Genomic DNA, 13116 nt, shown 5'->3' with positions numbered 1-13116 from the left:
TACGAATTACGAATTGGTTACTTTTTTACCGCTTAGGCGTATTCAAACCACGGCGCTCAAGCAATTGCCGCACCTCTGGGCTAGGTGTATAGTTATAGCCATAGGATGAGTTTTGAGAATCATCCATAACTTGAGGTGTCAGAAGAACAATCACTTCCCTACGTTCATTAGTCCTGCTTGTTTTTCTAAAAAGCGAACCAATTAATGGGATATCACCTAGAATAGGAATTTTTGATACAGTTGTTCTATCTTGGTCTTGAATGATACCAGACAGAATCAAAGTTTGACCATCACGTAGACGAATTAAACCTGAATTTAAAGATCGTTCAGATACCAAAAAGATTGTTTGGCTATTACCAGAAACACTTAGTACAGCTGAAGATTGTGGCGCTTTGACAACAGGAGCCACTGATAATGAAACAAAACCATTATCATCAATCCGATCAATCTTCACAGCTAGGGTTAAACCTACGTCTGTTTTCTCTGCTGTAACGGTTTGTGTAGAAGTACCATCACCGCGAGTTGTTTCACTCTTGATATTGCCGACTACTTCCTGGGTGAGTTTAACATTAGCGGTTTGACCTTCTTGTACAATCAAGGTTGGGTCAGTCAATATCTTAGCGTTGCCACTTGTAATTTGAGCTTGCAAACTAGCTAAAAGACGTTTAGGGAACTGATAGAGTGTTGGTAAGCTATATGTATAAGTACTAGGAGTACCAGGAGTTGTTGTTGTTTGAAAACCATAGCTAGTAGGTTGACCAGTAGCCGGATTAATAGCAGTTGGTACAACTGAAGTGGTACTTGTTCCTGGGGTTCCTTGAGTAAATGCGGTAAGCCCTGGTTGTGTTGGATTAGAACTTACACCAGCACTAGGTAGCCCTGTATTTGGATCTGTTTGGTTAAGAAAAATATTTGCACTACTCACTGGGTTAGTAGTCGTGGGTGTACTGGTGACACTGTTGGCTACTTCACTACCAGTTGCAGGTCTAGAACCACCAAAATTAAAGGTTGCTGCACCACCATCAACAGAAAAGTAATTGTTACCAATACCAAAAGAGAAGCTACTGTTATAAAGTTGATCTCCTGTTAGGTTAACATCAACAATTTTGACATTAACCACTACTTGACGGCGACGAATATCTAACTGAGTTAATTGAGTAATTGCCATCTCAACTAGCTTTGGAGAACCAATTAGTGTAAGAGAGTTTGTCCGCTCATCTCCAAGTGCCTGTAATCCTCTTAGTAAAGGCTTCGAGTCTTGAAAATCAATCCTTTGAGTTTCAACTCTAGTTTCTGTGGTTGTCTGCGTTTGCGTAATAGGTGCAATCCCAGTTCCTACAGGTACGGCATTTACGTTAGTTACTTGTCGTTCTCTACTGACAGCAGTTTCAGCACCTAAACCAACTAGGAAGTTCAAAGCCACTCCCACATTTACCTGATTGAGTCGCAGATTCCGCATCACTACATCGCGGGTGGAATTAGGCAGTTTCGGCCCTACAAAAATTGTTCTGTTACTGCGGTTAGCTTCTAAACCACTCAGACGCAAGACGTAATTAAACACATCTTGCACTGGCTCATTTTCTATATCTAAAGAAATCGTTTGCTGAATTGGCTGTGCGTCTTTACCAGCATCTCCACCGATATAAGCTAAGTTGAGATTAGCCGCACGGGCGAGCAATGATAAAACTTCCCTAATTGGTGCATCGCGCAACACCAGACGAGGTACACGTTCTTGAGTACCTAAATCAATCGTACTAGGAGAGGCATCAGTGGCAGAAATGGCTATGTCTCCAACTGGTGGCGCAACAGCTCTAGGTAAGAATGGTGGTGCTTGGCTTAATGGCTGTCCAGGTGCAGCAGGTTGAGCTGGTCTACCATCAATTGTTACTTCTGGGTTGGGTATAAGTACGTTAGGTACTGCACCAGTTTGAGCAGGTGTGGTAGCTGGTGGTGTTGTCGAAACTGGCGGTCTGGGGATGACTGGCGCTGAGACTGTAGTACCTGATGATGGTGTGATGCTCAGAGTAATACTATCTTGTTGGCGTGTGACAGGTTGGCTCATTGGCGCATCGTTGTCACCTGTAACAATTACACGAATACTATTAGCATCTAATTGCACAACCTCAACAGAAGCAATTCCCGGTGCAGGTTTGTCTTGACGGAAGTTGTTACCTTGTCGCAGTCGTAGTTGCGTATTAGTAACATCTGCAACTAAAGCTTTGCCTCTTTTTGTTGTAAAAACCTGTGGACGTGAACCAGTAGAAGTTTTTAAGACAACGCTCAGTCCACCATCACTAGGACTTACCTTTACTTCTGTAACTTGGGTTGTTTGCGCCCATGCTGGTTGTGCTGCCAAAAATACGCAAGCAGCAGTACCCAAAATTAAGCTATTACCGTGAACGTGTTTCACAGTTCATTCCTCACCTGATAAAGTCTTTTAAACGAAAATAAAGTTATAAGTGCTGTTAGCGGTAGCGGGGCGTTTAGCCTGTGCTGAGTAGTGAGTTATGTTAGCGGTAGCGGCGCGTTTAGCGCGTGCTGAGTAATTATCTTCTCCTCATCTCCCTCATCTCCCCTATTTCCCGGTTGGTGAATCTCGAATACGCTCGATTACCGCTAGTCGAACCCCATCCCTACTTCTTCGGTGCTGCCTTAGCCGCAGCTGCCAATTCCTCAGAACTCAGAGGCATTAAAGCTTGTAGTTGAAAAGATGTGGTGATTGGTGCAGGGCCTATTCTGCGTATGGGTTTGCCTGACCTATCAGTGGCTTGAATCGATGCTAGTGCTGATTGATAGTCTCTAACTATTAATAAAGGCTGCAAACGCTCTATATTACGAAGAATTGATTGGGTTTGCTCATAAGTGCCAACAATCTCTATATTCACGCTAGTACGCTTCAGTTTGCCGTTAACTGCTACTCCTAAGGAACTATCAGTGATAGGTTCTGGTTTTTGTATAGCAGGCACAAACTTTTGTAGTTTAGCCCTAACTGCATTAGGAGGAACTTGAGCATTACCAGCTTCTACTAGTCGGTTCAAATCTAAAAGCAGGGTATCTAAGGTTTTTTCATCAGCAAATAAAGCTAAAACCTGTAGTTTTTGCTGTTTTGCTTGGGCTAGTTCCTCTGTTACCTTGCCTTTTTGTCTGACAGTGGCTTTTTTTTGAGTAACTTGACTTTCTAATTCGCTGCTTTGGGTTTGCTTTTGCTGATAAGCATCCCAAGCTGGCATTACCATATTTAGCAGCATATACAAAGCGCCTAATAGACCTAGTACACCTACGATAAGACCTATAATTTTAGGTGTAAAAGTTATACCAAAGACTACTGGATATGGTGACGCACCAGCATCTAATTCAGCAGCCTGTTCGGCGAAATTCAAATCATCACTCAGCGTCATCTTGTAATGACTCCTGTTTTTTGCATAGCACGAATCCTAGTTACCAGCCCTACAGTGCCTTTCTGCTCTAGCTCCCGAATTAATTCAGATGCAGGAACGTCACTGAGGCTAGATTGAATAGTATATTTAACTACTTGAGGTGGTTTAATTTGTACCCCGTTAGCACCACTACTGGGTGGTAATGGTGCGTCTACTAGGGTAGCTGTAGTAATTTTGCTTTCCGATGATTTGAGGAAGCGGGATTGTTGTAGAACTAATAAAAAGTCGTTGACATCGTTGAAGGAACGAGCCAATCCTGTAATTTCTATCCCGCCTGCCGGATTACTAGGGGCTTCGCCCTGTGCTGGAGGAGTAGGTGGTGTTTGTTTAACATTTTCTATTTGTACTGATGCAGGAATGCGATCGCGCAAATCTTCCAACATTGCCGACCAAGGGCGAATTTGGTCAAATACCGTGACTAAACTTTTAGTTTCGGCTTGGACAGCGTTAGTCTGTTCCTTGATTTTGTTAATGCTGGCGATTTCTGTATCTAGTTTCTTGCTTTCATCTTCAAGTAATGCGATCGCCTGTTCTAATTCACTGGTTTTCGTTTGTATAAACCACAAACCACCACCTACAAACATCGGCAGACAAAGACCTAAACCAACTCCCAAATATATAGGTGTTAAGTTCCCAGTCGGCAGTTTGACACCTGATTTTTTTTGTTCACCTTTAGGCTGGTAAGCTGGGCGGTCTTTGAGAAAGTTAATATCTAATCCATACATTCTCTTTTACCAATTCTCTACAACTTTGAAATTTGCGTTTTGTAGCTTTAGCTTCTCTTTTAGAGACGCTACCGCGAACCCGTAGGGTATTTTGAATTTTGAATTGGTATCACACCTCCCGCATCCCTAAACCAAGGACTATTCCTAAACCAGAACGTTGTGTAGAGGGATACTTTGCTTCATCAACTTGCAAGGACAAAGACCCGATAGGATCTATTTGATTAGTGGGAATACTTAAGCGTTGAGTAAAAAACTCATTAAGTTGCTGTAAACCACCACCAGGCCCACCTAATAGAATCTGGACGATTTCTAAGTTTTCACTTTGATTTAAGTAAAAATCTATAGAACGGCGTAACTCATCTGTCAGTTCTCCCAAGATACGCAACACACCAGCCATAGCAGGGTCGGTTTCTGTCATCCCAGTTCTATCACCATCACCAGAATTTACAGGAATTACCATTTCCTGTAAGATTTCCATGTCTCGTGATGTAGGCAAACTCATTGCTCTGGCATAAGCCATTTGCATTTGATATGTACCAATGGGGACAGTACGGGAAAATTGGGGAACCCCGTTAATAATGATGGCGATTTCTGTACTGTCGAACTCGATGTCAACTAGTACTGTTGCTTCTTGCGGCCCAAATTGTCGTAGTTGATCACGAATTGTCCGAATTAAAGCAAAACTATTGATTTCCAGTACGCTAATTTGTAAACCTGCTTGCTCAAAAGTTCTAATATATGTATCTGTTACCTCCTTGCGAGTAGCAACTAAAAGTACTTGTACCTTCTCAATGCCGTCCTCATCTACAAAGTACCCAAGTTTTTGATAATCTACATCAGCTTCCTCACGGGGATAAGGCAAATACAAACCAGCTTCGTGGTTTAACACCATATCCCGTAATTCTTTATCATCCAACTCTGCTGGTACAGGTATGATGCGGACGATCGCATCCCTTCCAGGGACACCAGTTGCTACACTAGATACTTTGATTTTGCTTTCAGCCAGCGCCTGCTGAATTAATTGCGCCATTGCTGGAGGATCGGTGATTTGACCATCACTGACAATTCCTTCGGGAACTGGAACCGATGTCAAAGATTCGAGTTTCAAGCCTTGGCGCTGCTTGCGTAGTTGAACTACATTCACCCGTTCTGGTGCAATTTCTACACCCACCCCTCTATGAGATTTTCCAAACAGACTACTGAAACTTTTCACCACACTGATCCCTACCAACTTGCTAAATTAAAAATTTTAAATTTACTTAAGTGGTCATTGGTCAATAGTCATTAGTCATTAGTTCAAGATTCAGAGCAATACAGCAAAAATTAGAAACTATTGACTGTGGACTATAAATTTAATGACTCTGCAAAGTTGTTTGATTTAGCCTATAATCTCGACAATTCTGCATAAGGTTTTGTCCTTAATCAAGCGTAAAAATACTGGTAAAATGATTGAACTGCGAAAATTTAAGAAATTTATTGCTTGTGCGCTGCTCGGTTTAATATCCACTTGGATGGTTAGTTGCGGCACAGGAAATGTGAATACAAACACACAACAAAACGCTTCGGGAGGAGCAAGTATTGAGTTTTGGACTATGCAGCTCCAACCTCAATTTACTGACTACTTCCAAAGTTTGATTAAGAATTTTGAAACTCAAAATCCTGGTATAAAGGTGAACTGGGTTGATGTACCTTGGGCGGCTATGGAGAACAAAATTTTAACAGCTGTCTCCGCAAAAACGCCACCTGATGTAGTTAACCTCAATCCAGGTTTTGCTTCTCAACTAGCAGGACGAAATGCTTGGTTGGATTTGGATACAAAAGTTCCAGAAACGGCGCGTTCCTCCTATTTACCCAATATTTGGCAAGCCAGCACTTTGAATGGTAAAAGTTTTGGCATCCCTTGGTACCTCACAACGAGGCTAACCATTTATAACACTGATTTATTAAAACAGTCAGGTATCAGTACACCACCTGCTACTTACGTGCAATTAGCACAAGTGGCGCAACAAATTAAAGATAAGACAGGGAAATACGCTTTTTTTGTCACTTTTGTACCGCAGGATTCCGGTGAAGTTTTAGAATCTTTTGTGCAGATGGGAGTTACTTTAATAGATGCTGAAGGTAAGGCAGCTTTTAATTCACCGCAAGGGAAAGCTGCGTTTCAGTATTGGGTGGATCTTTATAAGAAAGGGTTATTACCTAAAGAGGTTTTAACTCAAGGTCATCGTCATGCAATTGATTTATATCAATCTGGCGAAATAGCCTTTTTATCTTCTGGGCCAGAATTTCTCAAAAACATTGCTACTAACGCTCCAAAAATTGCTCAAGCTTCGGCGATCGCACCACAACTGACTGGCGATACTGGTAAGAAAAATGTGGCTGTTATGAACATCGTTATTCCGCGCGAAACAAAACAACCTGATGCAGCAGTAAAATTTGCTTTATTCGTTACTAATGATGAAAATCAATTAGCCTTTGCTAAAGCTGCAAATGTTTTACCATCAACAACCAAAGCATTAGCTGATAGTTATTTTAAAAATGTTCCAGCTAATGCTTCAACTGTAGAAAAAGCGCGAATTGTCAGCGCCCAACAACTACAACAAGCAGAAATTCTCACCCCCAATTTAAAGGATATTAACAAGCTACAAAAAGCAATTTATGAGAATTTACAAGCTGCAATGTTAGGAGAAAAAACAGTAGATAAAGCTGTAGAGGATGCGGCGCAAGAATGGAATAATCGCTAGGAAATACAGAGCAGTGCGGTCTAGCCTTTACCCTAGTGGAGCAACTGCAATGAGGTAAGAGGGTTTGAGCTTATCGTATTTTTAAGAAGCTCATCCTCTGGTACATTCATGGCTTTAATTCAATTATGCTGTGTCAATTCTATATGGCTATAGCATGGCTGTATTTAAGCTAAGTTAGACTGTATTTTCGGGAAAATTACTCAGTAATATCTATAATGAGAGGCTAATTGCTCAGGAGTATTTTATGCAGAGGAAATACTCCTGAGCCTTGTTGTTTTCGAGAATTTTTAGGGAACTCTATAAAGGGATTTAAGCTTACAAATCGTAGATATTAAATTATCAATGAGTAATTTTTCCTTGAAACTACTTCAAGTTTGGCGACCCCATCGCCTTCTCAGATGTTCAATAGGATTGAGCTTACTATTTGGTATCAGCGCGATCGCTACCAGTTGCACAATAGCTGATTCTCAAAACTCTCGCCAAGTTGGGACAACCTCTGCGACTAGTGCAGAAATCACACAGCGTTTGCGGGTAGTAGTGATTCCAGCCCAAAGCCAAGAGGAGCAGGAAAAGAAACTACAACCTTTAGCTGAGTATCTAGAAAAAATCCTAAAAATGCCAGTAAATTTCCAAACTACTAAGGATTACGATACTGCGGTAGAGCTATTAGCGAAAGAAGAAGCAGATATGGCTTATTTAGGAGCATTAACCTACATTAAAGCACGCAATCTCAATCCTCATATTCAGCCTCTAGTTATCCCGATCAATCAAAGCACTGGACGACCTTGGTACAATAGCGTGATCGTTGCCAATACGGCTAAGGGTATCAAGTCATTAAAGGATTTGCAAGGTAAACGCTTTGCCTTTGTGAGTCCATCTTCCACTTCTGGATTTTTGTTACCCATGATTGCTTTGCAAAGCCAAGGAATTTACCCCAAACGGGACTTTACGAAAATTCGCTATGCGGGAAGTCACGACAAAGTTGAGCAGGAATTGACAAATGATTTAGTTGATGCGATCGCTGACGATAAAGCCGCCTTCTTACGGAGTCAACAATCAGGAAAACTCCCTGCTAGTAAGTACAAAATTATTTGGGAATCTGACCCCATACCATCACCCCCGATTGTCATCAACGACAAGAAGTTATCACCAAAACTCATCAAACAACTACAGCAAGCTTTAATTGATGCACCAGTAGGGACTTTGGATGTAATGGGGACACAATCTGCTGGCTATACTTTAGCCAAAGATGCGGATTTTGAGCAAGTACGGCAAATTTATACTCGTCTGCAATCGGTAAAAGTAGCTGAAAAATGAAGATAGTCACTAAGTTTATTGCTTCGACAGCGATTTCTGTAAGCTTAGTAAGTGTATTGCTAGGGGGAAGTACACTTTTAATTAAACAGATAGAAAAATCTGTAACTCAAAGCCGCGATCGCACTAATCAAGCAGTTCTTCTCACTCAAAATTTGCAGCTTTCCCTAGAAAAACAAACTTCGGTCTTGAAGAACTATCTCTTACTAAATCGTAATCCCACAGATATAGCTAGCTATCAGCAGGAAATGTCCAATTTCTTGGCAAATTTGGCAGCATTAGAACAGTTACTTCCAGATGTAAAACAACCTAATGTGGTGCGTCGTCGCCATCAATTTCTTGTGCGCTTAGTTGAGGATTTAAAAAACCAAACAGGTTCTTCAACAGTGCAAATACAAGAAGATGTTAAAGCTATTAACTCATTTCAAAATGACATTCAGTTCTTTCTTAATGCGCTGGTTGAAGAAGTTCAGCAACAAGATACTGTTACCCATCAAACTGCCGAGCAATTCCAGCAAAATGCTACCATTGCCACCTATGGTTTAATTGGCGTAGTTTTGCTAATTTTTATCGCTCAGTTTGCTCTTACACTATTACCAGTCATTCGCTCGATTCAAGCCCTGCAAATTGGAGCAACAAAACTTGGTAGTGGCAATATGGACTACCGTTTAAATATTCGCACTGGCGATGAAATTGAACAACTGGCAGAGGAATTTAACCAAATGGCAGCCCAGTTAGCTTCTTACTATACTTCACTAGAAGAAAAACGCGCCGCCGCCGATTTAGCTAACCAAGCCAAGAGTGAGTTTTTAGCGAATATGAGCCATGAACTGCGTACTCCTCTTAACGGTATTCTTGGTTATGCTCAAATCCTCAACCGCTCCCAAACTTGGGGCGAAAAGGAACGTAATGGTATTCACATTATCTACCAATGTGGTTCTCATTTGCTGACGCTGATTAATGACATCCTCGACCTTTCAAAAATTGAAGCCCGCAAACTAGAATTGCAACCACAAGATATTCATTTGCCATCTTTATTACAAGGAATTGTGGAAATTGTGCGTATTCGAGCAGAACAAAAAGGCATTGAATTTGTCTATTTGCCGGATGCAAACTTACCAGAGGGTATCAAAGCCGATAGTAAAAGGTTGCGACAAGTTTTAATTAACTTATTAGGAAATGCTGTCAAGTTTACCGAAAAGGGGAAAGTAAAATTTATAGTCAAGCAGATAGATAATTTTCTGCCAGACAATCGGTCTTTATCTACTACTAAACTTATTTTTCAGGTTAGTGATACAGGTATTGGTATTAGTCCAGAATCTTTAGAAAAAATCTTCCTGCCTTTTGAACAAGTTGGTGATGAGAAACGTCATTCTGAGGGAACCGGACTTGGACTTGCTATCAGTAATAACATTGTTAATTTGATGGGAAGCAAAATTCAGGTTACAAGTCAGTTAGGAGTTGGTAGCACTTTTTCCTTTGAGTCCGAGTTTCCCTTAGCGGTAGAATGGCAGCATCGTGCATTGACTACCACTGGTCAAGAATTAGTCGGCTATGAAGGCGAACTAAAAACAATTTTAGTCGTAGACGATAAATGGGAAAACCGCTCAGTAATTGTCAACTTACTAGAACCACTTAGTTTCACTGTAATAGAAGCAGAAAACGGTGAGGATGGGTTGCATAAACTTACTCAAGTCAAACCAGATTTGATCATTACTGATTTGTTAATGCCTATCATGGATGGGTACATATTTTTACAGCAAATCCGGCAATCAGCCATCTTTAAATTAATTCCAGTGATTGTATCTTCTGCATCTGTTTCGACAATGGATCAACAACAGAGTTTAGATGCTGGTGGGGATGCTTTTTTAGCGAAGCCTGTGGAGGCAGAAGAATTATTCAGGCTATTGCAAAAACATTTACAGATCACTTGGAAATATAAATCATTAGCATTTATTAATGCTGAGTCATATGTTGGACAAAATCATAGTGATACCAAAACTGTCACATCAGAGCTAATTTTACCCACGATAGAAGATTTAACAGAGTTACTGGGACTTGCCCAACAAGGGCGATTAAAAAAATTAGTGGCGGCTGCTCACAACTTGGAGCAGAAAAATCCACAGTACACTGAATTTGTTGGACATATTGTGCAACTCACCAAGGGTTTTCAAGTGGCAACAGTAGAAACTTTTATTCAGGAATCTATCAAGAAGTTAAATCATATTTGAAGGAATACATCATGAAAGAATCTGAATTGATTTTAGTAGTAGATGATACGCCTGCAAATTTGGAAGTGCTGTCTGAAGCACTGACTGATGCAGGTTTTGAAGTAGCGATCGCCACTGATGGCGAACGAGCAATCAAACAAGCCCAATGTAGTTTACCTAGCTTAATTTTGCTTGATGTGATGATGCCTGGTATTGATGGGTTTGAGACTTGCCGTCGTCTTAAAGCTTCTACCATTACCCAAGATATTCCCATCATCTTCATGACAGCTTTGTCTGAAACTAATGATAAAGTTCGTGGGTTTAATCTCGGCGCTGCTGATTATATTACCAAGCCTTTTCAAGAAGCCGAACTAATTGTTCGGGTGCAAACGCAATTGAAATTGCGTAACTTCCACCAAATATTAGAGCAGCAAATTACTGAACGTACCGCAGAATTAACAGATGCTTTAAGACAATTGCAAAGCTCACAACTTAAGTTAATTCAATCAGAAAAAATGGCAACTTTAGGGCAATTAGTAGCAGGAGTTGCCCATGAAATTAATAATCCAGTGAGTTTTATTCACGGTAATCTCGAACACATGGAGGGTTATACTCAAACGCTGCTAAATTTTCTGCAACTCTACCAAAAGCATTATCCTGAGCCTGTTGATGAAATTCAAGAACAAGCAGAAGAACATGATTTAGAATTTTTGCAAGAAGATGTAGTTAAAACTCTTGCTTCCATGAAAATAGGGACTCAACGTATCCGCGAAATTGTGCGATCGCTCCGTAATTTCTCCCGTATGGATGAAGCCGAATTTAAAGCTGTTGATATTCATGAGGGTCTTGATAGTACCATTATGATTTTGCAACATCGCTTAAAAGCCAAACCGGAATATCCACAGATTAGGGTAATTAGAGAATATGGCAATTTGCCTTTAATTAAATGCTATGCCGGACAACTCAATCAAGCATTTATGAATATTTTGGCAAATGCGATCGATGCCTTGGAAGAAATGAATGATCATCGCAGTTATAAGGAAATTCAGCATAATCCAGGGTGCATTGTCATTCGTACATCTGTAGTTGATTCACAATCGATAGAAATTAGGATTACTGACAACGGCCCTGGCATACCAGAAGAAATTCAACAACGCATCTTCGATCCCTTTTTTACAACAAAACCTGTGGGCAAAGGAACAGGTATGGGTATGTCTATTACCTATCAAATCATCACGGAAAAACATAACGGCAAGTTAGAGTGTTTCTCAAAACCTGGAGAGGGAGCGACATTTGCAATTCAAATTCCTATCTATCAGCAAGTCCATGAGGTAACGGCTTTGTCAAAACAATGCCTTTAAGCAAGAAATGATACCAATTCAAAATACCCTACGGGAAGCAAGCTACAAAATTCAAAATTAAGAAAGTGATACGTAGCAAAGATTTGGGCGTTTGCATCTGTATCATATTTTTTGTGAAATGGTATGAGATGATGACCTATAAATTAATAAAAAATCCCTTCTACTTTCAATCATTAGGAGGGATAAATATAGGAATCCGGTTTAATTCCTGAACTACTCGTAGAGAGAGGGAACACTTAATACAGGACAGGTAAGTAGGTCGGCGTAAATAATTATTGTTGTAATAAGGCAGGGAGCAGGGAGCAGGGGAAGAAAGAGTTTGAGCCTGATTTACTTTTCTTTACATAGTTTGGTTTTATTGCGCCGACTTAGGTAAACGGGAATAAAAATGTACAGAGTTTTTTATGGCTACGCCACGCTACGCGAACAGTAATCAAATATGAGTTCCATATTAAAGAAATTGCATTGTTAGGACTTACGCATGAAAACGAGACCTCAAGGCTTTGGACAAAGGGAAAGGACAAAGGGAAAGAGCCTTCACAACTCCTACACCCAGTCTTAACTGACAATCTTGGTGCGTAAGTCCTGAATTTGTTACTTCTGCGATGAAGAACCACCTTGTCGGGGATAAGGTGAATCAACAAAACCTAACTCAAACAACTGCTGATAAGCTTTCTTGCCTAAATCTCTGGTGGGGTTTTGACTCTTAATAATCTGGACTAACAAAGGTACGGCTAATTCTGGTTGATTTTGGGCGCGATGTACCAATGCTAATTGATAGGTGGCTTCATCCCGCTTTTGCGCTGTTAAGAAAGCTTTTTGACGTTGAGAATCGGAAACTCTATTATCAATACCGGAAAAACTAGAGTTTAAATCTTGATAGAAATTCGATAACTGATTGTATACCTGACGTGCTTCTTGGAGTTTTTTGGCAGCCAAGGTGTAGTCTTGAGCAGCAACGGCTTGTTCTGCTTCTTTCATTAAACGTTCACCACCTTCAAGACTCAGTAGGCTGTTATTTTGAGATGTGGGACGCAGATTATTAGGGCTATTGGGGTCAATAGGCTTCGCTTGTTGAGCATTCACGGGAGATGCAAGCATCCCAAGGGCTGCTATCACCGATAGGGAAGTCAAACGAATTACAGAAGCAGGGGCCGCAAAGTTCATGGGGTCAATTTGTGCAACAACTATTTAAGAAACAGGACAATCTAGAGAAACTTCGGGTATCTTAACTCTGTTTGTGTTTTTAACCAAATCAAGTTACGTACTGAGTTTCTTTGATTTAGACAGAAAATCGGTTTAATAGAGTTCCCATAGCCCGTGCA

At 40.7% G+C, this 13116-nt stretch carries 9 protein-coding genes; 4 read left to right on the top strand and 5 right to left on the bottom strand.

Annotated features, from left to right (window positions below; translation table 11 throughout):
• Positions 1-25: 25 nt before the first annotated feature.
• From NSMS1_RS10850 to pilM, 4 genes are all read right to left on the bottom strand, one after another.
• The gene (locus NSMS1_RS10850; RefSeq protein ID WP_224093104.1) at positions 26-2410 is read right to left on the bottom strand and encodes a type IV pilus secretin family protein; all 2385 of its coding nucleotides are present in this window, start codon (positions 2408-2410) and stop codon (positions 26-28) included.
• Positions 2411-2633: 223 nt separating this feature from the next.
• Entirely contained in the window at positions 2634-3398 is a 765-nt protein-coding gene (locus NSMS1_RS10845) for a pilus assembly protein PilO (protein ID WP_224093103.1), read from the bottom strand.
• Positions 3395-4162: a PilN domain-containing protein gene (locus tag NSMS1_RS10840; RefSeq protein ID WP_224093102.1), complete on the bottom strand. Its 768-nt coding sequence runs from the start codon at positions 4160-4162 to the stop codon at positions 3395-3397. Before NSMS1_RS10840 ends, NSMS1_RS10845 begins: the two co-directional genes overlap by 4 nt.
• A 109-nt stretch (positions 4163-4271) precedes the next feature.
• Positions 4272-5378 (bottom strand): type IV pilus assembly protein PilM, encoded by a 1107-nt coding sequence (gene pilM, locus NSMS1_RS10835; RefSeq protein ID WP_224093101.1) that lies wholly within the window; start codon positions 5376-5378, stop codon positions 4272-4274.
• Positions 5379-5607: 229 nt separating this feature from the next.
• Here pilM and NSMS1_RS10830 point away from each other — a divergent pair, with 229 nt between their 5' ends.
• The 4 genes from NSMS1_RS10830 (at position 5608) to NSMS1_RS10815 (ending at position 11791) form a co-directional block, all read left to right on the top strand.
• Positions 5608-6906, top strand: a complete 1299-nt coding sequence (locus NSMS1_RS10830; RefSeq protein WP_224095195.1) for an ABC transporter substrate-binding protein — start codon at positions 5608-5610, stop codon at positions 6904-6906.
• 357 nt (positions 6907-7263) lie between these two features.
• Entirely contained in the window at positions 7264-8223 is a 960-nt protein-coding gene (gene phnD, locus NSMS1_RS10825) for a phosphate/phosphite/phosphonate ABC transporter substrate-binding protein (protein ID WP_224093100.1), read from the top strand.
• Positions 8220-10451 (top strand): ATP-binding protein, encoded by a 2232-nt coding sequence (locus NSMS1_RS10820; protein ID WP_224093097.1) that lies wholly within the window; start codon positions 8220-8222, stop codon positions 10449-10451. Before phnD ends, NSMS1_RS10820 begins: the two co-directional genes overlap by 4 nt.
• 11 nt (positions 10452-10462) lie before the next feature.
• Entirely contained in the window at positions 10463-11791 is a 1329-nt protein-coding gene (locus tag NSMS1_RS10815) for a sensor histidine kinase (protein WP_224093094.1), read from the top strand.
• 594 nt (positions 11792-12385) lie between these two features.
• On the opposite strand, the gene NSMS1_RS10810 is transcribed toward NSMS1_RS10815, so the two are convergent.
• Entirely contained in the window at positions 12386-12958 is a 573-nt protein-coding gene (locus NSMS1_RS10810) for a hypothetical protein (RefSeq protein WP_224093093.1), read from the bottom strand.
• Positions 12959-13116 lie beyond the last annotated feature (158 nt).

It is taken from the genome of Nostoc sp. MS1, assembly GCF_019976755.1.
In the GTDB taxonomy this organism is placed as follows: Bacteria; Cyanobacteriota; Cyanobacteriia; order Cyanobacteriales; family Nostocaceae; genus Trichormus.
Note: the sequence above shows the minus strand (reverse complement) of the source record. Positions and strands in the feature narration are given on the sequence as shown.